Annotated in this window: 31 protein-coding genes and 1 riboswitch; of the genes, 20 read left to right on the plus strand and 11 right to left on the minus strand. The window is 67.5% G+C overall.

What is annotated here, in order from left to right; translation table 11 throughout:
* Positions 1–194 precede the first annotated feature (194 nt).
* The 3 genes from G6N44_RS20630 to G6N44_RS20640 are packed head-to-tail and all read left to right on the plus strand — an operon-like array spanning position 195 to position 1,764.
* A complete protein-coding gene (locus G6N44_RS20630) occupies positions 195–410 on the plus strand; it encodes a CbtB domain-containing protein (protein ID WP_163666992.1) in 216 nt (71 codons plus the stop codon).
* Positions 411–434: 24 nt separating this feature from the next.
* Positions 435–1,199, plus strand: coding sequence for a CbtA family protein (locus tag G6N44_RS20635; protein WP_163666994.1), 765 nt, complete (start codon positions 435–437; stop codon positions 1,197–1,199).
* Positions 1,200–1,215: 16 nt separating this feature from the next.
* Entirely contained in the window at positions 1,216–1,764 is a 549-nt protein-coding gene (locus tag G6N44_RS20640) for a histidine phosphatase family protein (protein WP_163666996.1), read from the plus strand.
* On the opposite strand, the gene G6N44_RS20645 is transcribed toward G6N44_RS20640, so the two are convergent.
* Both G6N44_RS20645 and mhuD read right to left on the minus strand, forming a co-directional pair.
* Positions 1,761–3,125, minus strand: coding sequence for a serine hydrolase (locus G6N44_RS20645; protein WP_179964421.1), 1,365 nt, complete (start codon positions 3,123–3,125; stop codon positions 1,761–1,763). The two genes, G6N44_RS20640 and G6N44_RS20645, sit on opposite strands and share 4 nt — an antisense overlap.
* Positions 3,100–3,417, minus strand: coding sequence for a mycobilin-forming heme oxygenase MhuD (mhuD, locus tag G6N44_RS20650; RefSeq protein ID WP_163666998.1), 318 nt, complete (start codon positions 3,415–3,417; stop codon positions 3,100–3,102). The genes G6N44_RS20645 and mhuD overlap by 26 nt, the downstream gene beginning before the upstream one ends.
* A gap of 39 nt (positions 3,418–3,456) precedes the next feature.
* Between mhuD and G6N44_RS20655 the strand changes: the two genes are divergently transcribed.
* The gene (locus G6N44_RS20655; RefSeq protein WP_163667000.1) at positions 3,457–4,218 is read left to right on the plus strand and encodes an alpha/beta fold hydrolase; all 762 of its coding nucleotides are present in this window, start codon (positions 3,457–3,459) and stop codon (positions 4,216–4,218) included.
* On the opposite strand, the gene G6N44_RS20660 is transcribed toward G6N44_RS20655, so the two are convergent.
* Positions 4,201–4,431: a hypothetical protein gene (locus G6N44_RS20660; protein WP_163667002.1), complete on the minus strand. Its 231-nt coding sequence runs from the start codon at positions 4,429–4,431 to the stop codon at positions 4,201–4,203. The genes G6N44_RS20655 and G6N44_RS20660 overlap by 18 nt on opposite strands.
* Before the next feature lie 71 nt (positions 4,432–4,502).
* On the opposite strand from G6N44_RS20660, the gene G6N44_RS20665 reads away from it, so the two are divergent.
* A complete protein-coding gene (locus tag G6N44_RS20665; protein WP_163667004.1) occupies positions 4,503–5,474 on the plus strand; it encodes a GlxA family transcriptional regulator in 972 nt (323 codons plus the stop codon).
* Here G6N44_RS20665 and G6N44_RS20670 read toward each other — a convergent pair whose 3' ends face one another.
* Complete coding sequence (locus G6N44_RS20670) at positions 5,475–6,341, minus strand: iron-sulfur binding domain-containing protein (protein ID WP_179964422.1); 867 nt, start codon at positions 6,339–6,341, stop codon at positions 5,475–5,477.
* Positions 6,342–6,366: 25 nt separating this feature from the next.
* Between G6N44_RS20670 and G6N44_RS20675 the strand changes: the two genes are divergently transcribed.
* Together G6N44_RS20675 and G6N44_RS20680 are read left to right on the plus strand one after the other, a co-directional pair.
* The gene (locus tag G6N44_RS20675; protein ID WP_163667008.1) at positions 6,367–6,987 is read left to right on the plus strand and encodes a carbonic anhydrase; all 621 of its coding nucleotides are present in this window, start codon (positions 6,367–6,369) and stop codon (positions 6,985–6,987) included.
* 73 nt (positions 6,988–7,060) lie between these two features.
* Positions 7,061–7,831, plus strand: coding sequence for a hypothetical protein (locus G6N44_RS20680; protein ID WP_179964423.1), 771 nt, complete (start codon positions 7,061–7,063; stop codon positions 7,829–7,831).
* Positions 7,832–7,834: 3 nt separating this feature from the next.
* Here the strand turns inward: G6N44_RS20680 and disA are convergent, their stop codons facing one another.
* The 3 genes from disA to G6N44_RS20695 form a co-directional block, all read right to left on the minus strand.
* Positions 7,835–8,953: a DNA integrity scanning diadenylate cyclase DisA gene (gene disA / locus G6N44_RS20685; protein WP_163667012.1), complete on the minus strand. Its 1,119-nt coding sequence runs from the start codon at positions 8,951–8,953 to the stop codon at positions 7,835–7,837.
* Positions 8,954–8,974: 21 nt separating this feature from the next.
* Positions 8,975–10,381, minus strand: coding sequence for a DNA repair protein RadA (gene radA / locus G6N44_RS20690; protein ID WP_163667013.1), 1,407 nt, complete (start codon positions 10,379–10,381; stop codon positions 8,975–8,977).
* Between the two features lie 79 nt (positions 10,382–10,460).
* Positions 10,461–11,036 carry a copper chaperone PCu(A)C domain-containing protein gene (locus G6N44_RS20695; protein ID WP_163667015.1) on the minus strand — a complete coding sequence of 192 codons (576 nt, stop codon included), beginning with the start codon at positions 11,034–11,036 and terminating at the stop codon, positions 10,461–10,463.
* A 297-nt stretch (positions 11,037–11,333) separates the two neighbouring features.
* Between G6N44_RS20695 and carD the strand changes: the two genes are divergently transcribed.
* The 6 genes from carD (at position 11,334) to G6N44_RS20725 (ending at position 15,983) form a co-directional block, all read left to right on the plus strand.
* Entirely contained in the window at positions 11,334–11,822 is a 489-nt protein-coding gene (gene carD / locus G6N44_RS20700; protein WP_163667017.1) for an RNA polymerase-binding transcription factor CarD, read from the plus strand.
* 6 nt (positions 11,823–11,828) lie between these two features.
* Positions 11,829–12,497 (plus strand): 2-C-methyl-D-erythritol 4-phosphate cytidylyltransferase, encoded by a 669-nt coding sequence (gene ispD / locus G6N44_RS20705; RefSeq protein WP_163667019.1) that lies wholly within the window; start codon positions 11,829–11,831, stop codon positions 12,495–12,497.
* Positions 12,494–12,970: a 2-C-methyl-D-erythritol 2,4-cyclodiphosphate synthase gene (gene ispF / locus G6N44_RS20710; RefSeq protein WP_163667021.1), complete on the plus strand. Its 477-nt coding sequence runs from the start codon at positions 12,494–12,496 to the stop codon at positions 12,968–12,970. The genes ispD and ispF overlap by 4 nt, the downstream gene beginning before the upstream one ends.
* A gap of 72 nt (positions 12,971–13,042) precedes the next feature.
* A complete protein-coding gene (gene cysS / locus G6N44_RS20715; RefSeq protein ID WP_235683110.1) occupies positions 13,043–14,416 on the plus strand; it encodes a cysteine--tRNA ligase in 1,374 nt (457 codons plus the stop codon).
* Entirely contained in the window at positions 14,417–15,358 is a 942-nt protein-coding gene (rlmB, locus tag G6N44_RS20720) for a 23S rRNA (guanosine(2251)-2'-O)-methyltransferase RlmB (RefSeq protein ID WP_163667025.1), read from the plus strand.
* 4 nt (positions 15,359–15,362) lie between these two features.
* On the plus strand, positions 15,363–15,983 hold the full coding sequence (locus tag G6N44_RS20725; protein WP_163667027.1) for a GIY-YIG nuclease family protein: 621 nt from the start codon (positions 15,363–15,365) through the stop codon (positions 15,981–15,983).
* A gap of 10 nt (positions 15,984–15,993) precedes the next feature.
* On the opposite strand, the gene G6N44_RS20730 is transcribed toward G6N44_RS20725, so the two are convergent.
* The 3 genes from G6N44_RS20730 to mrf are packed head-to-tail and all read right to left on the minus strand — an operon-like array spanning position 15,994 to position 19,338.
* The gene (locus G6N44_RS20730; RefSeq protein ID WP_179964595.1) at positions 15,994–17,235 is read right to left on the minus strand and encodes an SLC13 family permease; all 1,242 of its coding nucleotides are present in this window, start codon (positions 17,233–17,235) and stop codon (positions 15,994–15,996) included.
* Complete coding sequence (locus tag G6N44_RS20735; RefSeq protein WP_163667029.1) at positions 17,226–18,146, minus strand: MBL fold metallo-hydrolase; 921 nt, start codon at positions 18,144–18,146, stop codon at positions 17,226–17,228. The genes G6N44_RS20730 and G6N44_RS20735 overlap by 10 nt, the downstream gene beginning before the upstream one ends.
* Positions 18,147–18,168: 22 nt before the next feature.
* A complete protein-coding gene (gene mrf / locus G6N44_RS20740) occupies positions 18,169–19,338 on the minus strand; it encodes a ribosome hibernation factor-recruiting GTPase MRF (protein ID WP_163667031.1) in 1,170 nt (389 codons plus the stop codon).
* A 72-nt stretch (positions 19,339–19,410) separates the two neighbouring features.
* Between mrf and rpmB the strand changes: the two genes are divergently transcribed.
* The 7 genes from rpmB to G6N44_RS20775 all read left to right on the plus strand — a co-directional run bounded on the left by rpmB (position 19,411) and on the right by G6N44_RS20775 (position 23,660).
* Entirely contained in the window at positions 19,411–19,647 is a 237-nt protein-coding gene (rpmB, locus tag G6N44_RS20745) for a 50S ribosomal protein L28 (protein WP_163667033.1), read from the plus strand.
* Positions 19,647–19,811: a 50S ribosomal protein L33 gene (rpmG, locus tag G6N44_RS20750; protein ID WP_036442423.1), complete on the plus strand. Its 165-nt coding sequence runs from the start codon at positions 19,647–19,649 to the stop codon at positions 19,809–19,811. Before rpmB ends, rpmG begins: the two co-directional genes overlap by 1 nt.
* Positions 19,811–20,101 carry a 30S ribosomal protein S18 gene (rpsR, locus tag G6N44_RS20755; RefSeq protein ID WP_235682825.1) on the plus strand — a complete coding sequence of 97 codons (291 nt, stop codon included), beginning with the start codon at positions 19,811–19,813 and terminating at the stop codon, positions 20,099–20,101. Before rpmG ends, rpsR begins: the two co-directional genes overlap by 1 nt.
* Before the next feature lie 11 nt (positions 20,102–20,112).
* Positions 20,113–20,208, plus strand: a riboswitch (cobalamin riboswitch).
* A 38-nt stretch (positions 20,209–20,246) separates the two neighbouring features.
* Positions 20,247–21,218, plus strand: a complete 972-nt coding sequence (locus tag G6N44_RS20760) for an ABC transporter substrate-binding protein (protein WP_163667035.1) — start codon at positions 20,247–20,249, stop codon at positions 21,216–21,218.
* The gene (locus G6N44_RS20765) at positions 21,215–22,234 is read left to right on the plus strand and encodes a FecCD family ABC transporter permease (protein ID WP_170309415.1); all 1,020 of its coding nucleotides are present in this window, start codon (positions 21,215–21,217) and stop codon (positions 22,232–22,234) included. Before G6N44_RS20760 ends, G6N44_RS20765 begins: the two co-directional genes overlap by 4 nt.
* Positions 22,204–23,010 (plus strand): ABC transporter ATP-binding protein, encoded by an 807-nt coding sequence (locus G6N44_RS20770; RefSeq protein WP_235682826.1) that lies wholly within the window; start codon positions 22,204–22,206, stop codon positions 23,008–23,010. The genes G6N44_RS20765 and G6N44_RS20770 overlap by 31 nt, the downstream gene beginning before the upstream one ends.
* The gene (locus G6N44_RS20775; protein WP_163670199.1) at positions 23,007–23,660 is read left to right on the plus strand and encodes a (2Fe-2S)-binding protein; all 654 of its coding nucleotides are present in this window, start codon (positions 23,007–23,009) and stop codon (positions 23,658–23,660) included. Before G6N44_RS20770 ends, G6N44_RS20775 begins: the two co-directional genes overlap by 4 nt.
* Here the strand turns inward: G6N44_RS20775 and G6N44_RS20780 are convergent.
* Positions 23,653–24,414, minus strand: a complete 762-nt coding sequence (locus G6N44_RS20780; protein ID WP_163667037.1) for a LamB/YcsF family protein — start codon at positions 24,412–24,414, stop codon at positions 23,653–23,655. The two genes, G6N44_RS20775 and G6N44_RS20780, sit on opposite strands and share 8 nt — an antisense overlap.
* Positions 24,415–24,423: the final 9 nt, after the last annotated feature.

Raw genomic sequence — 24,423 nt, forward strand, 5'->3', positions numbered from 1 at the left:
TGCCCCCGTCGCGAGACGGGGGCATTTTCGCGTGCACCGAAAGAGAGAACTCATGCGCGGGTAGCTAGGATGCTGTTGTAATCGACAGGCAAAGGAATCTGGTGAGAGTCCAGAGCGGCCGCGCCACTGTTAACAGTCAGACCCTGGCCTGTCACGATACGGACTGGGACGCGAATTCCCGGAAAGGCACGTAGATGACTTCCACTGATGCACGCACGGTTCACGCCCGGCCGATCAACCTGTCGGCGACCAAGGCGGTGCTCTGGCTGACCCTGACGGCGTTCATCGCCCTGCTGGCCCTCTACTTCGTCGGAATGGACCAGGGCGCAACCTCGGTTCTGGGCAACAACACCTACGTGCACGAGTTCGTGCATGACGCACGGCACCTGCTCGGTTTCCCCTGTCACTGACCTGAAACCGAGATAACAGAGCCAATGGAAAGACAACTCATCGGGCGCGGCATTCTGGCCGGCGCCCTGGGGGGCGTGTTCGCATTCTTCTGGTCGAAGGTGCTGATCGAACCGGTCATCGGCCGGGCGATCGATTTCGAGAACGGTGTCGGCGCCGCGCACGAAGCGGCCGAGCACGGTCCTGCCGGGCACTCGCACGGCGGCGATGAGGGCGTCGAGCTGTTCAGCCGCGGCGTGCAATCCAACATCGGGATGGGTCTGGGCGTCCTGATCTTCAGCGTGGCGATGGGCGCACTGCTGGCCGTCGTGTTCTGCGTGGTCTACGGCCGGACCAGCCTGTCGGCGCGGGCGCTGGCCGCCCTGACCGCCGGCGGCATGCTGGTCTCGCTGTGGATCGTCCCGGCGCTGAAATATCCGCCCAATCCGCCTGCGGTCAGCCTCGACGAAACCATCCAGCAGCGGACCCTGCTGTACCTGCTGTTGGTGGTGCTGTCGGCCGGGTTGTTCGTGGGCTCGGTGCTGCTGGCACGTCGACTCACACCGAAGCTGGGCATCTGGAACGCCACCCTGATCGGGGTCGCGGACTATGTGGTGTCGATGGCCGTGGTCTTCCTGATCCTGCCGGGCATCCATGAGACCCCGTCGACGTTCCCGGCCGGCGACCTCTATGACTTCCGGCTGTATTCCCTGGGCACCCAGGTGGTGATCTGGGCGACGATCGGGCTGGTATTCGGTGCCCTGGCGTCGAAGGTGCTTGATGAGAAGAAGCGGGAGTCAGTCTCGGCGTGATTTCGGGTGACTTTCGATGAGTGAGGTCGTCCGGCTGACGTTGGTGTCGCATGCCATGACCGACGCCACGGCGGCCGGACGATTCCCCACCGATGAGCCGCTCAATCAGCTGGGCCATCGGCAAGCCGATGCCACCGTCGAACTGGGCGTCGTCGACGCCGCGTACTGCGGTCCGGAGAAACGGTCCCGTCAGACCGCCGAACTGCTGGGCGTGTCGGCGGTGGTCGAACCTCAACTGGCAGATCTGGATTTCGGGGGCTGGTGCGGTGGGGTACTGGACCGGGTACCGCCGGCTGACCTCGCGGTCTGGCTGGACGACCCGGCCCGGGCGCCGCACGGTGGCGAATCGGTGGTCGATCTCCTCAGTCGGGTCCACGGCTGGATGGACAGCCTGGCCTCGGCGCGCGGGCGCATCGTGGCGGTGACCCACCCGGCGGTGATCCGAGCGGCGATCCTCGTTGCGTTGGACGCCCCACCGAAATCGTTCTGGCGTATCGACATCGCGCCGATGAGCCGGACCGTGATGCACTTGCGCGGTCAGGCCTGGACGCTGCGGAGCAATTAGCCCACAGGTGCCATGGCGAACGCCCGCTTGGCGATCTGCAGCAACCATCCTGCGGCAGTGGGGCTCCGGAACTTGGGCCAGTTCAGCTGAAAACTGAACACCCACGGCTGCCCGGTGTAGTCCACCGCATACCAGCTGAAGGTCAGATCGCCGGGCAGGTTGCCGCCCTTGGCGCCGATATAGCGCCACTTCGCCGGATCCGGGTCGATCCCGGGCAACGCCGAGAGGATGTCCTTCACCGGTGCGGCGGCACCGTGGGCAGAGGCCTGCAGCGCGGCGTGCACCCGGCAGATGTCGGCCGCGCTGGCGAACCATTCGAGGCCGTCGTTGGAGGCCGGCGTATGGGTGCGGTACGGATCCGGTTCGTAGGGACGGGAATTGGTCTGCTGGAGCAGCGCCACCCGGTCAGCGGGTGAGGCGGTCTTCCACTGGTCGCGAAGGTTGGGTTCACCCCAGCCGACCGAGAACACCTCGTGCATGGTCGGGAACGGAGTCATGCTGGCGGGATCGTGGTGCCCTGCGGTCACCAGTGCGCGTTCCACGGCGGCCGGACCCATCCGTGCGATCAGCAGGTCGGTGGCCATGTTGTCGCTGGCCGAGATCATCTGCTGGGCGGCGGTCCGCACCGTGATCAGAGCGCCGGGGGGCAGCTTGTCCAACCCGGCGGAGCCGAGCTTCTTGCCTTCCTTGGTGATCGTGAGGTGATCGTCCCAGCTGAGGGTGCCGGCCTTCACCGCGTCCGAAACTGCAAGCAGTACATAGAGTTTGAAGATCGAAGCCAGCGGCAGTGACATGTCGGTGTTGGTGCCGGCGACCTGCTCGCACTTGCCGTCGACCACTTTGGACACGCGGTAGGAGTAACGCGCACCCGACTTGGTCAGCTCGGTGTCGATATCGGACCAGGTGTCGATCTTCGGCGGCACCAGCGTGACATCGAAGCGGTCGACGAGTCCGCTGTCGTTGGTCCGCAGTTCGATGTCCTGGGCCACGTTGTAGGAGGTCAGTACGTGCAACGTCGCCTGCGCGGCACCGATGTCCACCGAGGTGACCTTGAACGGCCGATCCCACCAGATCGCGTCCATCTTGGTGCCCACCAGGTCGACCTTTTCGGGGACGGCCAGGGTGCGGACGCCGATGGGGCCGATGGGCCAGTCGGAGTTGAGCATGTCCATGGTCTGCTTGGCCCGCAGACCGGGTGGGGTGATGGTGTCGATGTGCGCGCCGTAGGACACTTCGGCCGCGGGCGCGACGCTCGGCGCACAGCCACAAGCCAGGGCCGCGGCGACCGCCGCGATGGCCGTCAGGCCGACCGCGCGGCGCGGCGTCCGGGCGTGGCTACGCCTGGGCAGCGGGCCCTGCAACGTCCAGCACAACCTCGAACTCCAGCAGCGATGCGCCGGTAGCCACCGGGTTGGCGTGCTCACCCTTGTGGGCGTCGGCGGCGCGCCCCGAAGCCCACGCCTGGAAGGCCTCTTCGGTTTCCCACTGCGTCACCACGAAGTAGCGTTCCTCGCCCTTGACCGGACGTAGCAGTTGGAAGCCGAGGAACCCGGGCTGGTTGTCGACGGAGTGTGCGCGATTGGCGAACCGCTTCTCCAGTTCCGGGCCTGCGTTGGCCGGTACCTCGATGGCGTTGATCTTCACGACAGGCATGGTGTCCAGGCTACCTGTCGCTCCCGGCAAGATAACGGCATGGTCACAGATCTCCTCACCCGCAAAGGCGGGCGCGGCGAGCCCATCGTCCTCGTGCACGGCCTGATGGGTCGCGGCAGCACCTGGTCACGCCAAGTGCCGTGGTTGACCGCGCTGGGCGAGGTGTACACCTACGACGCGCCGTGGCACCGCGGGCGCGATGTGGTCGATCCCTATCCGATCAGCACCGAGCGTTTCGTCGCGGATCTCGGTGAGGCCGTGGCCGGGCTCGGTCGGCCGGTGATCCTGGTCGGGCATTCCATGGGTGCACTGCATTCCTGGTGTCTGGCCGCGGCCCGCCCGGAACTGGTCAAGGCGGTGGTGGTGGAGGATATGGCCCCCGACTTCGTGGGACGTACCACCGGGCCCTGGGAGCCGTGGGTACACGCTCTTCCGGTCGAGTTCGGTTCGGCCCAAGAAGTTTTCGCCGAGTTCGGTCCGGTCGCCGGCCAGTATTTCCTGGAGGCGTTCGACCGCACGGCTACCGGCTGGAGATTGCACGGCTATCCGCAGTGGTGGCTGGACATCGCTGCCCAGTGGGGGACGCGGGACTACTGGCAGCAGTGGCGGGCTGTCGCTGTGCCGACCTTGCTCATCGAGGCGGAGAACTCGGTGGCACCTCCCGGGCAGATGCGTCGAATGGCCGAAATCGGTCAGGACGCCCGGTATCTGTACGTGCCCGGTGCGGGTCACCTGATCCACGACGACGCACCCGGGGTGTACCGGGAAGCCGTGTCGGAATTTCTAGCGACGCTCGCCTAGGGCTCCGGCGCTCGGCCACGACGGCCGGCGTTCGAACCGGCTGCGGACCGCGTCGAGATCGTGGCCCGCGCGGTACATCTCGTAGTCGGGCGGGCTTGGGTCGAACTGATCCAGGCGGAAACGCGGGACGGCGTTGCGATGTGCCGCCCAACTCACCGCGGCGGCGACCGCGAGGGGCAGGGCCAGGATTATCAGCGCCAGTGCAACAGTCATGGCAGTAATTGTTGTAAGAACAATATTCCGCCAACAGTGGCAGTGCTGACACCTTGCGATAAAATGCTGCCATGCTGAGAAGCGTCTCCACGCTGGTGCTCGACGGGCTGGCGATCTTCGAGTTCGGGGTCATCTGTGAGGTTTTCGGGATCGATCGGTCCGCGGACGGGGTGCCCAACTTCGACTTCAAGGTGTGCGGGCCCGAACCGGGGAAGCCGCTGCGGACATCGGTTGGGGCGACATTGACCCCCGAACACGGGTTGGATGCACTCCGGGGCGCGGACCTGGTCGCGATCCCCGCGATCGGTGGCACGGACTACCTGCCCGAGGCGCTGGAGGCTGTCCGTGCGGCCGCCGATGCGGGATCGATCATCCTGACCGTGTGTTCCGGTGCGTTCCTGGCCGGCGCGGCGGGCCTGTTGGACGGACGGCCGTGCACCACGCATTGGATGCACGCCGATGACCTGGCCCGCAGATATCCCACCGCACGTGTCGACCGCAACGTGCTGTTCGTCGACGACGGCAATCTGATCACCAGCGCGGGTACCGCGGCCGGCATCGATGCGTGCCTGCACCTGGTTCGCCGGGAACTCGGCAGCGAGGTGACCAACAGGATCGCCCGGCGCATGGTGGTCCCGCCGCAGCGCGACGGCGGGCAGCGCCAGTTCATTGACCAGCCGATCCCGGTGAGGTGTTCGGAAGGGTTTGCACCACAACTAGATTGGATTCTCACCAACCTGGACCAGCCGCACACCGTGGCGACACTGGCCAGGCGGTCTTCGATGTCCACGCGTACCTTCGCCCGCCGGTTCGTCGAGGAGACCGGGACCACCCCGATGCAATGGATCACCGATCAACGGGTGCTCTATGCGCGCAGACTGCTCGAAGCGACGGATCTGGATGTCGACCGGATCGCCGGGCAGGCCGGGTTCGGTACCGCGACGCTGCTGCGTCACCACTTCCGCCGGATCATCGGAGTGACACCGTCGGACTACCGGCGCCAATTCGCCTGCGGTGCCGACGAAACCGAAGAGACGGCGTGATCAGTCGCCTTCGCCCGCCAGCGCGAAGAGCCCGTCGACGGTCTGCTCCACCAGTCCGTCCACCAGCAGTGAGTCCAGTGCCCGGTCGCGCTGGGCGGTGTCGGTCAGCCAGACCACGTCCAGTTGGGCACGGGTGACCGGAGAACTGCTGTCGCGCAAGACATCCAGCAGCTTGCCGCGGACCTGGCGGTCGGTGCCGGCGTAACGCTGCACCCGCTTGGTGATCGCTGCGGCGGGGTAACCCGCGGTGCGCCAGCGGCACCGGCTCAATGGGCACGTGCCGCACTGCGGCGCACGTGCGGTGCACACGGTCGCGCCCAACTCCATCAGAGCGGCCGAGAAGATCGGTGCCGATTCATCGGCCGGCAGCAGTGCGGCCACGTCGTCCAGGTCGCGGGCCCGGGGCGGCGCGTCCGCCTGGCCGTGCAACACCCTGGTGACCACGCGGCGCACGTTGGTGTCGACCACCGGAACGCTCGCCGAATACGCGAAGCACGCCACCGCGCGCGCGGTGTAGGCCCCGACTCCGGGCAAGGTCAGCAGCGTCTCGACGTCGGTGGGTACCTCGTCGCCGTATTCGCCTGCGATCACCACAGCACACTCATGCAGGCGTTTGGCCCGCCGCGGGTAACCCAGCTTGCCCCAGGCGCGCAACACCTCGGCAGAACCGGCGGCAGCGGTGGCCGACGGCGTGGGCCACCGCTCGATCCAGGCCAGCCAGATCGGCTCGACCCGGGACACCGGGGTCTGTTGCAACATGAACTCGCTGACGAGGATCTGCCAGGCAGAAACACCAGGTCGGCGCCACGGCAGGTCACGCTGGGCATTTTCATACCAACCCACGAGCTGTCCCGGGTCGATGCTCATCGGTGACTCATGCACAATGACTGACATGCCCAACTCGAACCCGATATCCGCATGGAAGGCACTCAAGGACGGTAACGCCCGCTTCGTGGCGGGTGAACCGCAGCACCCCAGCCAGGACACCGCCCGCCGGGCCAAGTTGGCGCACGGCCAGAAGCCCACTGCCGTCGTGTTCGGCTGCGGTGACAGCCGCGTCGCCGCGGAGTTGCTGTTCGACCAGGGTCTGGGTGACATGTTCGTGGTGCGTACCGCGGGCCACGTTCTCGACAGCGCGGTGCTGGGTTCCATCGAGTACGGGGTCTCGATCCTGGATGTTCCGTTGATCGTGGTGCTCGGCCACGACAGTTGCGGTGCGGTCAAGGCCGCGCTCGCCGCGCTGGACGAGGGCCAGATCCCCGGCGGCTATGTGCGCGACATCGTCGAGCGGGTGACCCCGTCGATCCTGCTGGGGCGGCGCGCGGGGCTCACCCGGGTCGATGAGTTCGAGGCCGAGCACGTCAACCAGACGGTGGCGCAACTGCAGGCGCGTTCGTCGGCCATCGCCAACGGTATTGCCGCCGGCACCCAGGCCATCGTCGGCGTCACGTACCACCTGGCCGACGGTCGGGTGGAGCTGCGCGATTACGTCGGCGATATCGGCGAAGCCTGAGAATTTCGCTGCAGTCCCGACACGCCGAGGCGCCTCGGACAACTGGGCATGACCTGGGCTTACCGTGAAGGTCGTGTTGGATCTCGAACCTCATGGGCCACTGCCCTCGCAGATTTACTGGCGGCGCCGGGCGCTGGCCATCGGAATCGCGGTAGTCGTCGTGGGGATCATCGCCGCGATCGTCGCGGTGATCGTGACCAGCAACTCCGGTGCCGAGACCAAGTCCGCCGACGAACCGTCGGCCACCGCCGCCCCGGCGACACCGCTGCCGGGTGAGAACCCCGAGGTCAAGACACCTGTGGTGCCGCCGGCCCAGCACGCTCCGGCGCCGACGGCCACACCGACGGCAGCGGTCACGCCGCCGCCGCTGCTCAAGGAGGGCGACGACTGCCCGGATTCGACCCTGGCGGTCAAGGGCATCACCAGCCAACCCGAGTATCTGGTGGGTGACCAACCGAAGTTCACCATGGTCGTGACCAATATCGGCCTGGTGGCCTGCAAACGTGACGTCGGCGCCGCTGTCCTGGCGGCCTACGTGTACGCGCTGGACAACAACCGGCTCTGGTCCAACCTGGATTGTGCGCCGTCCAACGAGACCCTGGTGAAGACGTTCAATCCGGGTGAGCAGGTGACCACCGAGGTGACCTGGACCGGCATGGGATCGGCGCCGCAGTGCCCGATGCCGCGTCAGCCGATCGGGCCCGGCACCTACAACCTGATGGTGCAGCTCGGCAATCTCAGATCGGCACCGGTGCCGTTCATCCTGGCCCAACCCAATCCGCAGCTGCCCGGGCCGCCCGCCGAGGGCGCACCGGACGTCGGGCCGGCTGCACCGGGTAACTGACGCTCAGGCCAACCGGTCGGCGATCGTCGATTCGGCCAACAGGGACAGCCCCTCGCGGATGTGCCGCGCCCACATCGATCCGATACCGTCCACCGACTGAAGATCGTCGGAGCTGGCGGCCAGCAGCCCTTGCAACGAGCCGAACGAGCGCACCAGCAGATCGACGTGGGCGAACTGCAGTCGCGGTATCCCCGCCATGGCGCGGTAGCCGCGTGAGCTCATCGCCGAGTCCTGTGCCTCCGCCGTCGACGGATATCCGAAAACCCTTGCCAGCGTGGTGAAGTCGAGTAGCTCACTGTCGGTCAGGGCATCGAGCTCATCGAGCGTCGCATGGACTTGTGCGGCAGTCGGCGGATCCGGCAAGGCGTGGTAATCCCGCACGATCAGCTCACGCGCGGCCTCGTTGTCGCCGACGAGTTCGTCGAGCTGCAGTTTGAGCTGGCGTCCGTCGGTGCCGAGCTCGACGACGTCGGCGTCGATCTCCAGGCTGATCCGGCGCACCATCTCCAGGCGCTGAACGACGGTCATCACGTCGCGCAGCGTCACGAAATCTTCGATCTCGGCGGTGGACAGCTGCTTGCTGACCTCGTCGAGCCGGCCCTTGTAGCGCTCGAGCGTGGCGATGGTCTGGTTGGCCCGCGACAGGATCGTGGCCGAATCGGGCACCACGTGGCGCTCCCCGGCAACGTAGACGGTCACGATGCTCATCGAGTGGCTCACCGAGATCACCGGATACCCGGTCTGGACCGCGGTGCGCTCGGCTGAACGGTGGCGGGTGCCGGATTCGTCGGTGGGGATGGACGGATCCGGCACCAACTGCACGTTGGCCCGCACGATCCGGCTGCCGTCACTGGACAGCACCACCGCGCCGTCCATCTTCGACAGCTCACGCAGGCGGGTGGGCGCGTACCGCACGTCCAGAGCGAATCCACCGTCGCAGATGGCTTCCACGCTGTCGTCGTACCCGAGCACGATCAGAGCACCCGTTCTGCCGCGCAGGATGCGTTCCAGGCCGTCGCGCAGCGGTGTGCCGGGCGCCAGCCGGCCGAGGGTTTCCCGCAGCGTCGGTCGTGCCAGGTGCACGACGGTGCGGCTGGTCCTGGCACCGGAGTTCACGGCCATCGATTCTCCTAGGGTCGGCCGCTATTGTCCGCGATGTTCGTGATTGCTGGCAATCGCGATGTCTTTGAGTGCCCGCAATGCCGCTCCGATGTGATCGACGGTGATGACCCGCAGCCCGGCCGGTGCGCTGGTGACTCCGGGCGGCACCACGGCAATCGTGAAACCCAGCCGGGCGGCCTCGGCGAGCCTGCGGTCCATGCCGGTGACCCGGCGCAGATCGCCGACCAGTCCGACCTCGCCGATCACCACGGCATTCATCGGCAGCGCGATGTCGAGGTAGGCCGACGTGATGGCCAACGCCACGGCCAGGTCCGAGGACGGATCGGTCAGCCGCATACCGCCGACGGTCGACACGTACAGGTCGTGGCCGCCGATCGGCAGCGCACAGCGGGTCTGCAACACTGCGCTGATCATCGCCGCGCGGGCCGAGTCGATACCGCTGACCGCCCGCCGCGGCGGGCCGACCGGTTGGACGGCCAGCGCCTGCACCTCGCCGATCATCGGGCGCTTGCCGTCCAGGGTGACGGTGACCGCGGTACCGGGAACTGCTGCCGGACGCTGGTCGAGGAACAGCCCGGACGGATCGCTCACGCACTCGATCCCGTTGTCGTGCATCTGAAAACAGCCAACCTCGTCGGCGGCGCCGAACCGGTTCTTGACCCCGCGCACCAGGCGCAGGCTCGACGTGTGATCACCCTCGAAATGCAGCACCACGTCGACGAGATGCTCCAGGGAACGCGGGCCCGCGATGGCGCCGTCCTTCGTCACGTGCCCGACCAGGATCATAGCGACCGCCGGGTCTCCGACAGCGGTTTTCGCATAGCCGGTCAGCGCCGTGGTCACCGCGCGCACCTGCGTGACCCCGCCGCTCACCCCGTCGGCTTCGGTGGTGGACATGGTCTGCACCGAATCCACTACGACCAGACTCGGTTTGACCTCATCGATGTGGCCCAGAGCGATCTGCAGATCGGATTCGCCCGCCAGATAGACGTTGTCGTGTGTGCAACCGGTGCGTTCGGCGCGCAGGCGGATCTGGCCCGCCGATTCCTCACCGGACAGGTACAGCGCGCGGCGGCCGGTGTGCGCCCAACGGTTGGCCACCTCGAGCAGCAGGGTGGACTTGCCGACGCCGGGATCCCCGGCCAGCAGCGTGACCGAACCAGCCACCAGTCCGCCGCCGAGAACCCGGTCCAGCTCGGTGACGCCGGTCGCGTAGTGCCGGGTGATGCCCGGGTCGATCGACGTGATCGGTACTGCCGGGGACGTCGGCGCCACCGAGCGGCGGACCGAACTGCCCACAGAGGCGAGTACCGCTACCTCGTCGACCGTTCCCCAGGTGCCGCAATTGGCGCAGCGGCCCACCCATTTCGGGGTGGCGTGCTGACATTCCGAGCAGCGGTACTGCGAACGTACTTTCGAACCGGCCACGCCGTGACAGTAACGGCTGCCCCCGACATCGGCGGTGCGTACGCGCCGGTCGGGGCCCGCGGGTCAGCGGTGCGACAGGTCAGTGCCCGCCGGCTGCGCCGCCTTCGATGGGCCCGTCGCCGCTCTTGTCACGCCGGGGCGCATCGCCTGCCGAGATCGGAACGGCGACAGTGGTCTCGCCATTCTCGAACTTGAACGTGAAGTCGTAGAGCAGGCCGTTGGTGACCGGCTTGGTCAGCGTGACCTTGGCGGTGACAGCGTCGGCGGCCTCGGTCGTCTCCAGCGGCTTGAGCTGGCCGTCGGGCTCACCGACGATGAGCACTCCGCCCGTCGGGATGGTCTGGTCACCGGTCAGTGTCACGTCGCCGACGGTGGTCTTGATCGAGATGAGCTTGTTGGCCTTCTCGTTGGACTCGTTGGCTGCGACGAACAGCAGTTCGGCCTCGGAGCCGGGTTCGACGTAGTCCTTCTGCTGCGGCGCACGCAGGTGCACGTTGCGCAGCGCGATCGCGCCGGCCTGTGCGTTCACGCCGTTGACTGCGGGCTCCTGGGTCGCCGTCTGGGAGACCTGGCCGGCGCTGCACCCGGTGAGAACGGCTGCGGTCAGGCCACATGCGGCCAGACCGGCCGAGGCACGCATTGCGAAGCGGTTCACTCAAGCCTCCTGAGCTGGGTCGGCGTACTTCGACTATGCACAGTAGTAGGTGAGGTCGGCGGGCGGAATGCGAGGGCGTGCCAGACGGGGTGAATGGGGGCTCGACCACGGCCGCCGCAGGCCTTCAACACCCATGCGGGGACACCTCTTTCGGCCGCCCGGCGGGCCTGGTGGTTGCACGCTTTGGTCATCATGTCAACCCCCATTCACCATCTGCGGTGCCCCTGACCTGCGGAGTTGGTGCGCGCGTGATCTGGGCCCGTGTTAGGATGGACTAGCGAAAGGGGCTCGAATCAGATGATTTTCAAGGTCGGAGACACCGTCGTCTATCCACACCACGGTGCTGCGTTGATCGAGGCGATCGAAACCCGGACCATCAAAGGCGAGCAGAAGGAATATCTCGTCCTGAAGGTTTCCCAAGGGGATCTGACCGTGAGAGTTCCCGCGGACAACGCTGAGTATGTCGGCGTCCGCGACGTCGTGGGCCAGGAGGGTCTCGACAAGGTTTTCCAGGTGCTGCGGGCTCCGCACACCGAAGAGCCGACGAACTGGTCACGCCGCTACAAGGCCAATCTCGAGAAGCTGGCCTCCGGTGACGTGAACAAGGTTGCCGAGGTTGTCCGGGATCTGTGGCGTCGCGATCAGGAACGCGGTCTGTCCGCGGGTGAGAAGCGAATGCTGGCCAAGGCCCGGCAGATTCTGGTCGGCGAGCTTGCGCTGGCCGAGAACACCGATGACGCCAAGGCCTCGATCATCCTCGACGAGGTTCTGGCCGCCGCGTCCTGACGCGTGGTGGCAACAACTGTCGCGGTCGTCCCGGCCGCCGGCTCGGGTGAGCGGCTGGGTGCGGGAAGGCCCAAAGCATTCGTCAAACTGGGGCGCAAACCCCTGTTGGAGCATGCCCTGGACGGGTTGCTGGCCTCCGGGGTGATCGACAAGGTCGTGGTCGCGGTTCCGTCCACGCTCACCGACGAGGCCATCCTGGTATTCGGTGGACGTGCACAGATCGTGGCCGGGGGAGCCGATCGCACCGAATCGGTGGCGCTGGCTCTGGCGGCGGCCGGCGATCCGGATTTCGTCCTGGTGCACGACGCCGCCCGGGCGTTGACCCCTCCTTCGTTGATCGCCCGAGTGGTTACGGCACTGACTGACGGTTATGCCGCCGTCGTTCCCGGCCTTCCGCTGGCCGACACCATCAAGGCCGTCGACGCCAACGGAGCGGTGCTGGGGACTCCCGAACGGGCTGGCCTGCGAGCCGTCCAGACCCCGCAGGGCTTCCGTACCGACGTGTTACGCCGGGCCTATCAGCGGGCCGGGGTCGGTGCGGTCACCGATGACGCCTCGCTCGTCGAACAGATCGGAACCCCGGTACAGATCGTCGAGGGCGACCCGCTGGCCTTCAAGATCACCACTCCGCTGGACCTGCTGCTCGCCGAGGCCGTCATGGCGCGTGCCACGTGAAGATTCCACGGGTCGGGCTGGGTACCGACGTCCATCCGATCGAGCCCGGGCGCGCCTGCTGGCTGTTGGGCCTGCTCTTCGACGGTGCCGACGGCTGCGCCGGCCATTCCGATGGCGACGTTGCCGCCCACGCACTGTGTGATGCGCTGCTCAGCGCGGCGGGCCTCGGCGACCTCGGCGGGGTGTTCGGCACCGACCGACCGGAATGGCGGGGAGTCACCGGCGCCGACATGCTGCGACACGTTCGCGGACTGGTGCAGACCGCGGGCTTCGAGATCGGCAATGCCACCGTGCAGGTGATCGGCAACCGGCCCAAGATCGGGCCGCGCCGGGAGGAGGCTCAGCGGCTGCTCTCCGAGCTGATCGGGGCGCCGGTATCGGTGTCGGCCACCACCACCGACGGGCTCGGCCTGACCGGCCGGGGTGAAGGATTGGCCGCGATAGCCAGCGCATTGGTGGTTCCTGCCGAATAGGCCGGTAAGCTGGGCCGTCGTGAGCGGAGCGAACGGGCAGCCAAGGTGACCGATCTGCGGCTGTACGACACCATGGCGGGTGCCGTACGAGATTTCCGACCGCTGCAGCCGGGGCACGCTTCGATCTATCTGTGCGGTGCCACCGTTCAGGGCCTGCCACACATCGGCCATGTTCGTAGCGGAGTCGCGTTCGACGTGCTGCGCCGCTGGCTGACCGCCAATGGGTACGACGTTGCGTTCATTCGCAATGTCACCGACATCGACGACAAGATCCTCACCAAGGCCGCCGATGCGGGCCGGCCGTGGTGGGAGTGGGCCGCCACCTACGAGCGGGCGTTCAGCGCCGCGTATGACGCGCTGGGCGTGCTTCCCCCGTCGGCCGAGCCGCGGGCCACCGGCCACATCACCCAGATGATCGAGCTGATCGACCGGCTGATCGAGAAGGGCCACGCCTATGCCGCGGGCGGCGACGTCTACTTCGACGTCCTGAGCCTGCCCGATTACGGCGCGCTGTCGGGCCACCGCATCGACGATGTGCACCAGGGCGAGGGTGCGGCCACCGGAAAACGCGACCAGCGCGATTTCACGCTGTGGAAGGGCGCCAAGCCGGGCGAGCCGTCGTGGCCGACGCCATGGGGCCGCGGCCGCCCCGGCTGGCACACCGAGTGCGTGGCGATGTGCGAGGCCTATCTGGGTGCGGAGTTCGACATCCACGCCGGCGGTATGGACCTGGTCTTCCCGCACCACGAGAACGAGATCGCGCAGGCGCAGGCTGCAGGCGACGGTTTCGCCCGGTACTGGCTGCACAACGGCTGGGTCACCATGGGTGGCGAGAAGATGAGCAAGTCGCTGGGCAATGTACTCTCGATTCCTGCTGTGCTGCAACGGGTTCGGGCAGCCGAGCTGCGCTACTACCTGGGCAGCGCGCATTACCGTTCCATGCTGGAGTTCTCGGAGCACGCGCTGCAGGACGCAGTGAAGGCCTACAGCGGAATCGAAGACTTCCTGCACCGCGTGCGCAACCGGGTCGGTGCCGTTGCCGTCGGCGACTGGACACCGAAGTTCGCGGCTGCCCTCAATGACGATCTCGCGGTGCCGGTCGCCCTGGCCGAGGTGCATGCCGCCCGTGCCGAGGGCAACCGCGCGCTGGATGCCGGTGACCACGAGGGTGCGATGGCGCAGGCCACCTCGATCCGGGCGATGATGGGGATCCTGGGCTGCGATCCGCTCGACGAGCGCTGGGAGTCGCGTGACGAGACATCGGCCGCATTGGCTGCCGTAGACGAACTTGTGCAGTGGGCTCTGGCCGGCCGAGCCGAGGCCCGGACCAACCGGGACTGGGCGGCGGCCGATGCCATCCGGGATCGGCTCAAGGCGGCCGGCATCGAGGTAACCGACACCGCTGACGGTCCTCAGTGGGCACTGGTGGACGGGAACGGAGCATAGATGGCCGGGAATTCGCAGCGGCGCGGCGCAGTGCGCAAGCCGGGGACCAAGAAGGGGCCGACGGTCGGATCCGGCGGCGTGCGTCGTCGCGGGCTGGAGGGCCGTGGGGCCACGCCTGCCGCGCACGAGCGGCCCCATCATCCGGCCGCCAAGAAGGCCGCGAAGGCCGCGCGGCAGGCGCAGGGCAGGCACAAGAAGACCGACGACACCGAGCTGGTGCTGGGCCGCAACCCTGTGGTGGAGTGCCTGCGGGCCAAGGTTCCGGCCACCGCGCTGTACGTGGCGCTGGGCGCCGAGGCCGACGAGCGGCTCACCGAATCCGTACAGATCGCCGCTGACCGCGGCATCTCGATCCTGGAGGTGCAGCGCCACGACCTGGATCGGATGAGCAACCACACGCTGCATCAGGGCCTGGCCCTGCAGGTTCCGCCGTACAGCTACGCCCATCCCGACGACCTGTTGAAGGCGGCCCGGAATTCCGGGGAGCCCGCCCTGATGGTGGCTCTGGACAACATCTCCGATCCGCGAAACCTCGGTGCCATCGTGCGCTCGGTGGCCGCATTCGGTGGGCACGGTGTGGTGATCCCGCAGCGTCGTTCAGCCTCGGTGACCGCCGTGGCGTGGCGCACCAGCGCCGGGGCTGCGGCCCGTACGCCGGTCGCGCGGGCGACGAATCTGACTCGGACGCTGAAGAGTTACGCCGATGCAGGTCTGCAGGTGGTCGGCCTGGACGCCGGTGGCGACGCCTCGCTCGACGAGCTCGAAGGCAGCGGCCCGATGATCGTGGTGGTCGGCTCGGAGGGCAAGGGACTGTCTCGCCTGGTGCGGGAAAATTGCGATGTGGTGGTGTCGATTCCGATGGCGGGGCCGACGGAGTCGCTGAACGCCTCGGTCGCGGCCGGTGTGGTGCTGGCCGAGATCGCCCGTCAGCGCCGGAGCTAGGCGCATGTCGAAAGGACGAAGCGCCAGCAATCCCGCGGACTTTCTCGCCGCACGGCCGTTCACCCGCGAGGAAGTGTTCAGCGAACCCTGCCCGGTTCCCGAGCTTCCCGGAGCCAACGGTTGGTGGTTCCGCACGGTGCCCGCGGGCATCGACGTTTCGGAGTGCCGGCAGCGGGACGGCCTGACACTGCTCTACGTGGGGATCAGTCCAACCCGCCCGCCGGCCGACGGGAAGCCGCCGAGCACCCAGAATCTCCGCAAGCGGGTGAAGTACCACTACGGGGCAGCCAATGCCGACGCTGACGGCTCGACGCTGCGCAAGACGCTCGGCATCCTGCTTGCCGGTGAGCTCGGCTTCAAGTTGCGCCGGATCGGCTCGGGCGACAGGCGGACTTTCGCCGGTGGAGAGGCCGTTCTCACGCAGTGGATGGCCGAGAACGCCCTGGTGTCGTGGATGGTGCACCCCGAGCCGTGGTTCCTGGAGGAAAAGCTGATCGCCACGGTCGATCTGCCGCTCAACGGCCAGGAATCCAACAAGGACAACGCCTTCTACCCGGAGCTGAAGCGCCTGCGGCGCGAAGCGATGAACAAGGCGAACAAGCTGCGGGTGCTCAAAGAATGGTGAGCCCGACCTTCTAGACGCCGAAAAGCCTCAGGCTCAGCCATAATCCGAGCACCGAGGCCACCAGGGTCAGCGGCACGGTGAACAGCCCCACCCGGCTGAACTCGGTGAACCGCGCAGGTAGGCCTTCGCGGTGAACCACATTGCGCCACAGTAAGTTTGACAATGATCCGACGTAGGTCAGGTTGGGGCCGACGTTCACCCCGATCAGCACGGCCAACACCGCTCCCGGTCCGGCACCGGCCACCAAGGGCAGCAGCACCAACACTGCCGGCAGGTTGTTGACCACATTGGCCAACACGGCAGCCACGGCCGCCAGGCCCAGCAGCGCGGGCAACGAGTCGCCGAGGGGGAGCACCCCACCCATCACGTCGCCGAGACCGTTCTGAACGACGGCGTCCACCACGACACCCAGACACACGACGAACGCCAGGAACGGCGCATTGACGGCGCGCGCGATGCCGCGAATCGTGCTGCGGCGCTGGGCCAGACTGCGCAGGCCCAGCACGACCGCCCCGCCCAGTGCTGCCCAGGCCGGCGGCACATCGCAGGCCGACGTGACGACGAAACCCGTCAGCGTCAAACCCAACACCACGAGCACGAACACCGGAACCTCGGTCGGCGGCGGAGTCACCTCGGCGGCCGGGTGGCTCAGCTCACGGTGGAAAAGCCAACGCAGAAGCACGAATTCGACGCCGATGGCGGCCAGCCAGGGCAGCGCCATCACCGCACTGAACTGGATGAAGGACAACCCTGCCACGGCGAACGCCAACAGGTTCGTCAGATTCGACACCGGAAACAGCAGCGACGCGGAGTTGGCCAGATGTGCGCTGGCATAGGCATGCGGCCGGGGCGGTATCGCCAAGGTGCGGGCGGTGGCCAGCACCACCGGCGTCAACAGCACGACGGTGGCGTCCAGGCTCAGCACGGCCGTCGTCGTCGCCCCGATCAGGAACACCCGGGTCAGCAGTCGCCGGGGATCACCCCGGCTCGCCCGGGCCATCAGCGCGCCCGCGGCGTGGAACAGGCCTTCGTCGTCACACAGGTGGGCCAGCACCAGCACCGCCGCCAGGAATCCGACGACGGGCAGTAGGCGATTCACCTCGGCCAGCGCGTCGGGCCCAGAGATCACCCCGAACGCGATGAGCAGGCCGGCAGCGGGCACCGCTGCGACTGCTTCGGGCCAGCCCTCGGGCCGCGCCAGCGCGAAAGCCAGGACCACAGCCAGCGCGCCGAGCGCGAAAATCAGAGCCAGGGGTCGGACCGTTCCCACACGGTGGGCAGGTGCAGGCTCACCCCGTCCTGGTCTGCAAGTCTGGTCAGTCTTTTCATCGACACATCGAGGTCGTCACCGGCATATGGCAGGGCGCGTAGCGGCTTGTGCAGCGGGCGGAAGAAGTCGTCCCAATGGATCAGCACGACCCGACGTGCCCCGACCGCACGCACGGTCTGGGCCCAGTAGCTCTCGAAATACCCCTCGGACTGCAGCCCTAGCTGGCCGATCCCGAGGTACACGACCTCGGCGCGCTGTCCGTCGAGGGCGCCCGGCACCGCACCCGCGCTTCCGACGATCAGCAGGCGGCGGTCGCTGGGCCGGTGATGCACCAACGTCGACCAGGCTTCGCCGCACTTGTAGGCCGCGACCTTGACCGGCGGCACGACGGGCGCGGTGATGACGCCCGGAAAGCGGTCCGGCGGGCAGTGTTCGGACTCGAAGAGCGTCACGTCGTAAGCACCGAGGGTGATGGCTTCGCCCGGGGTGACCGTGACGATCCGATCGGGTGCCAGGCCACCGCCGGCACCCACCTGGGCGGTCGAGGTGCCGCCCACGAGTCGGGCACCCGTCCGCTCGGCCACGACGGCCGAGTCCATGGTGTGGTCGAAGTGCGTGTGCACCGGCAGCACCGCTTCGAGCTTGTCGAGGCCGAGGCGGGCCAGGCTGCCGTCGATGCGGGGCAGTGACGGCGCCAGCTTGCCGAAGATGACGTTCGGCAGCGGGGGCCGGGAGAAGAACCCGTCGGTCAGGATGGCCGAGGAACCGTCGTCGACCAACAAGGTGCTGACCCCGGCCCAGGTGACGGTGACCGGGGATTGCGGTGTGGCCGACGGTGCGTCGAAGAACCGCGCATAGGGGGCCAGGTCGGGTCTGCCGGGCTTGAGCCGCATGGTTCCACCCTAGAACCTGGACCTACCCGTAGCGGCGGCGGAACTTCTCCACCTGCCCGACCGGTGGCTGACAGGGTTCTTGGTGCCAGTCCCCGAACGGGTCGGGGTAATCGGCCCACAGGTCGGGTTGTGCGAGTTCGTCGTCGGTGAGCAGCGCGCCGCGCAGCGCCTCGATGACCTCGCCGGGCCGGGCACCGCAGGCCAGGACCGTCAGCGATACGTGACGATCGCCGAACTGGTGATGCCAGGCGATCGCGGCCATCGCCACGCGTTCCGGATCGGTGTAGGCCAGCTCGGTGGATTCCATTGCCGCCAGCCACTTTCCGGCGTTGCTGAAATGCATTCCGCCGCCTGCAGATTCGATCCACATGACGTCGGCCGGGCGGTTGGCCAGCCAGGCCCGACCGCGGGTGCGCACCACCCCGTCGAGCAGGAGGTCGACGGCGTCGTGCAGGCGCAGCGGGTGGAACGGCCGCCGCGCGGCGAATTCGATGATGATGACCTCGTCGTCGGGCGCCAGCGGCGGTTCACCGGCCAGGAGTGGATCGTGCGGGGTGGTCGTGCGCCCGCGCCGGCTGTTCGGCTCCAGATGCGCCAGGGCGAGTTCGACGCGGTCGGGGCCCACGGTGATGCGGGCGCGGGGCGCGAGTCGGTGCAGCACCGCCAGGGTGGTGGCCTCGGGCTCGTTGAGCACCAGCATGTCGGCGAACTCGGCCTGACCGACGACCACCTGGGCGACCGTGCGTCCGTCGGGCAGTTCCTCGTCGCCGACAGACTGTTGCAGCCAGACCGCCGCGTCCAGGCATGCGATCACTGCCTCGATGGTGACGTCGCGAGCGGCGGGCCCGTCGAGGTAACCGGGCCCGACGTGGACCCGGATGGTGTTGATCGCCCAGCACACCGGCTCGGCCTCCAGCCAGGGCATCAACTGAACCACGATGCGATCCACGTCGCCGCGCCGGTGTAGACGCCGCAACAGGATCAGCAGGTCGTCGCGGACGGTGCAGGACACGCAACCGTGGGCGAGCTCGAGGGCGAGTTCGGATGTCCCGTTCCGGTCGGACACGGTCCGCAGCACCACGTGGCCGTCAAAGATATGGCGCACCAACACGGTTCCGGGCCCGCGGCCCAGTTCGTCCGCTACGTCGTTGCTGTCACCTTGACCGGCGATCAGCACCACAGGGGTTCGCACCGCACCTCCCCAGAAAGTTGTTAATGAAAATGGTTATCATTATCGTGAGGCTACCCCATCCGAAGGAGACCGATGTCTGCCCACTGCCAAGTCACCGGGCGCTCGCCCGGGTTCGGCAATACGGTGTCGCACTCGCACAAACGCAGTCGCCGCCGCTGGAACCCCAACATCCAGACCAAGACCTACTACCTGGCAGGCGAGGGGCGCCGGGTCCGGCTTCGGGTCAGCGCCAAGGGAATCAAGGTGATCGACCGTGACGGCATCGAGGCCGTGGTGGCCCGGCTGCGCAGCGCAGGGGAGAAGATCTGATGGCCAGCACCGATATCCGGCCGATCGTGAAGCTGAAGTCGACCGCGGGCACCGGGTACACGTACGTCACCCGCAAGAACCGCCGTAACGACCCGGACCGGATCGTGCTGCGCAAGTACGACCCGGTCATCCGTCGTCACGTCGAATTCCGTGAGGAGCGCTGATGGCCAAGCGATCCAAGATCGTCAAGAACGAGCAGCGCCGGAAACCCGTGGAGCGCTACGCCGAACGACGGACCGAGCTCAAGAAACCCAGGCGCAATCAGCTGAAGGCCCTCGGCGTGACCGAGGTCGACTACAAGGATGTCCATCTGCTGCGCACTTTCATCAGCGAGCGGGGCAAGATCCGGTCCCGGCGCATCACCGGGCTCACCCCGCAACAACAGCGCCAGGTCGCCGCGGCGATCAAGAACGCCAGGGAGATGGCGCTGCTGCCGGTGGTCGGCCCCGCTTGACCTACCATCGACGGCGATAGGGCGACTGCGGATCGTGGAAGCCGGTGAGAATCCGGCGCGGTCCCGCCACTGTAGAGCCAGATACACACCGCAGTCGCCACCTCATGTACTGGGGCGGATCTCCCCGGAGAGGATGGGTACGCCCATGGCTGCTCGTTGGCTGATCGCCGGCCTGACGTCGGCGTTACTGGTGTCGGGGTGTGCTTCCCCGGCGACACCAGAGACCGCGGGCAACGCGCCGCCGGGATTCCCGGTCACCGTGGACAATTGCGGCGTCAGCGCCACCTATGACCGTCCGCCCACCCGCGCGGTGGCGCTCAACCAGCATGCGATCGAGATGCTGCTGGCGCTGGGCCTGGAGGATTCGATGGTCGGCACGTCGTTCCTCGACGACCGGATCCTGCCCGAGTATCAGGCCGCGTACGACAGCGTTCCGATCCTGGCCAAGGAATACCCGTCGTATGAGTCGCTGCTGGCGGTCGAGCCCGACTTCGTCTACGGCGGGTGGGACAGCGCGTTCGACGAGAAGGAGGGTCGCGCCCGGCAACGGTTGACCGACGCCGGGGTGAACACCTACCTCAACATCGAGGACTGCCGGTCCGGGCCCGTCGCGATGTCCGTCGTGGATGACGAAATCCGTAGCATAGGAACAATTTTCGGTGTCACCGACCGGGCTGAACAACAGATCGGAAAGCTTCATCGAGAGCTCGCGCGGTCCGAGGCGAAACTACGCGGGGTCCAGCCGGTACGGGTCGCGGTCTACGACAGTGGCGAGGCGACGGTGTTCACCTCGGGCGGCAAGGGTATCGGCAACCCGATGATCGAGGCCGCCGGTGGCGCCAACGTGTTCACCGATGTGCCGAAGGTGTGGGGCGACGTATCGCTGGAGCAGTTCGCCGAGCGCGCACCCGAGGTCATCGTGATCTACGACTACGGAGATCAGCCGGTCGCCGACAAGAAACGATTCCTCACCGAACATCCTCTGTTGCAGCATGTTCCGGCGGTCGCACAGCGGCGGTTCGCGGTCCTCCCGTTGTCTTCGGTGGTGGTCGGCGTGCGGGTGGGCCGGGCGGTGGAGGCCCTGGCGCGACAGCTGCACCCGGACCGGTTTGCGTGATTCCCTACCGGCTGACCCTCGCGGTGCTTACCGGGCTGCTGCTGGTGGCAGTGACCGCCGGTGTGGCCATCGGTTCGGTATCCATCCCGCCCGGGCAGGTGTGGGCGATCGTGCTGCACGCCGTCCATCCGGGCCTTGTCGAGCAGAGTTGGCCTGCGGTAAGGGAGTCCATCGTGCTCGATGCGCGGCTACCGCGGGTGGTCCTGGGCGCGGTCGTCGGTGCGGGTCTGGCGGCGTGCGGCACGGTGCTACAGGCCGTGGTGCGTAACCCCCTCGCCGACCCCATGCTGCTGGGCGTCTCCTCTGGAGCCTCGGTCGGCGCCGTGGTGATCCTGGTGTTCGGGGCCGGTGCACTTCAGGCACTGACCCTGCCGTTGGCGGCCTTCCTCGGGGCCTTCCTCGCGCTCGTCGCGGTCTACTTCCTGGCCCGCTCGGGCGGGCGGATGGCGACTGTGCGGCTGGTTCTGGCCGGCGTGGCGGTGGCCGAAGTGCTGTCCGCGCTGGCGAGCCTGATGATCGTCACCTCCGACGATCCGCACAAGGCGCAGTCGGCCGTGCGCTGGATGCTGGGCGGCCTGGGCGGCACCACCTGGCGGATGGTCTGGGTGCCCGCGGTGGCGGTGCTCCTCGGTGTGCTGGTGCTGCTGGCGTTCACGCGATCGCTGAACCTGCTTTACACCGGCGAAGAGGCGGCCGCCTCACTCGGGCTCGATGTGCATCGGTTGCGGGCGGGAATGTTCGTCGTCGTGGCGCTCATGGTCGGAACCATGGTTGCGGTCAGCGGGACGATCGGGTTTGTCGGGCTGGTCATGCCGCATGTGGTGCGCCTGCTGGTCGGTGCCGACCACCGCCGGGCGCTGCCGGCGGCCGCGCTGTTGGGGGCGGCATTTCTGGTGCTGTGCGACATCGTGGCTCGCACCGTCGCCGCGCCGGAGGAACTGCCCGTCGGGATTCTGACCGCACTCGTCGGCGGACCGTTCTTCCTGTGGCTGATGCGACGGAAGGCCGCGGCGTGACGGCGGGTGTGGTGTTCGACGCGGTCTCGGTGTCGGTGCGAGGCAAGCCCCTGGTCACCGATGTTTCGCTGACGGTCATCCCGGGTGAGGTACTGGCCGTGGTGGGTCCCAACGGGGCGGGCAAGACGACACTCCTGCGGACGTTGTACCGAGCCCTGCGGCCGAGCGCCGGACGGGTTCTGGTCGACGGCGCCGACGTGTGGAGATTGCCCGGCAAGCTGGCCGCACGTCGCGTCGCGGCGGTATTGCAGGAAGCGGCAGGCGATTTCGAGCTCACCGTGTTCGACATGGTTGCCATGGGTCGCACCCCGTACAAGCGATCCTTCGAGTCCGACAGCCGTGAGGACCGCGAGATCATCGGCAGCTCTCTGGCGGCGCTGGATATTGCGGACCTGGGCGGGGCCGCTTACGGCCGGCTGTCCGGAGGGCAGAAGCAACGTGTGCTCATCGCTCGCGCGTTGGCGCAACGCGCCGACGTCATCGTGCTCGACGAACCCACGAACCACCTCGATCTGCGCCATCAGCACGAGGCCCTGGGCCTGCTGCGGGAGTCCGGTGCGACGGTCATTGCCGCACTGCACGACCTGAATCTCGCTGCGGCATATTGCGATCGGATCTGTGTGCTCGACGGCGGAGAACTGGTTACCATCGGAACCCCTGTGGAGGTCCTCACCGTGGATTTACTTGCCGACGTCTACCGGGTCGCAGCCCGGATCACTGTCGATGCCGGAAGACCTCAGATCACCATCGTGCCCGAGGCGGTGGCGCCGTGGTGAACATCGGCACCCAACTCGGCGAGATCGCCTCGCTCGGCGGGTTCTTTGCCATCACCGTCGGCGGAGATCCGGCCGGCTGGGTTCCGGTGTGGCGCTGCTATGACGACGGCTGCGATGACCTCGTGGGCAAGACCGCCGCCGGATACCGCACGACGGACCTTCGTATCGGTGCCTCCCTGGTTCAGTTCAGCCACGCATCGCGCTTGTGGTCGCCGGTGCTGGGGTGTGCGCTGCAGTACGGGGTGCTGCCCGAGCTGACCGATCTGCAGCGCCGCAGCACCAGTACCGAACTCCGGTTGCCGGAGCCGCTGGGCGAACCTGCCGAAGCCGGACCGGAGATGGTGCGGCAGCTGTATCGATTGGTGATCACCGACCATCTCGAGCCGCTCGCCGCCGGGCTTCGGGTCAAGATGGCGTCGGGGCTGCTCTACGGCAATGCCGCGGCGGCGTTGGTCGCGGCGGCGGCCGAGCTGGCCCGGGCCCGCCCGGAACTGCGGGACGACGTACTAAATGTCACCGAATCACTCTTGGCCACAGGCGAATTGGTTGGAGCAGGCCACCTGGAGGGGTTGACGTTCCGCCGCCGCAGTTGTTGCCTCTACTACCGGGTGGCAGGCGGATCGAAGTGCGGGGATTGCGCTCTCAACTGAATGCGGCCAGCGTGATCCCGACGTCGGTCAGGCGCTCGCGAACCGTCGTGGCGATCTGCACCGCACCCGGTGAATCGCCGTGTACACAGACCGAATCCACTGTCACGCTGATGACAGAACCGTCCACCGCGGTTACCTCACCGGCGGTGACCATGCGCGCCACCCGGTCGGCGATCTCCGCGGGATCGTGCAGCACCGCCCCTGGTTCGCGCCGCGACACCAGGGTGCCGTCGGGTTGATAGGCGCGGTCGGCGAACGCCTCGGCGACAGTGCGCAGGCCGAGCCGGTCGGCCTCCTCGAACAACGCCGAACCCGCCAACCCGAGCACCGGTAGTCGAGCGTCGATGGCGGCCACCGCGGCGGCCACTGCGGTTGCCTGTTCACGGTGGCTGACGATGGCGTTGTACAGCGCACCATGGGGTTTCACGTAGGCCACGGTGGTTCCCGCGGCGTGCGCGAGGGCCTGCAGCGCACCGATCTGGTACATCACGTCGGCGGCGAGGTCCTCGGGGCTGACGTCGATGAAGCGTCTGCCGAATCCGGCCAGGTCCCGGTAGCTCACCTGGGCGCCCACCCGCACGCCCCGGGCCGCGGCCTGCCGGCAGGTGCGCAGCAGCAGCGCGGGATCGCCGGCGTGGAAACCGCAGGCCATGTTGGCGCTGGTGACCACGGCGAGCATGGCCTCGTCGTCACCGTGATTCCACGCGCCGAAGCCCTCGCCCAGGTCGGCATTGAGATCGACGGCGGCAGCCATGTGTCCAGC

This window comes from Mycolicibacterium alvei (genome assembly GCF_010727325.1).
Taxonomy (GTDB): Bacteria; Actinomycetota; Actinomycetes; order Mycobacteriales; family Mycobacteriaceae; genus Mycobacterium; species Mycobacterium alvei.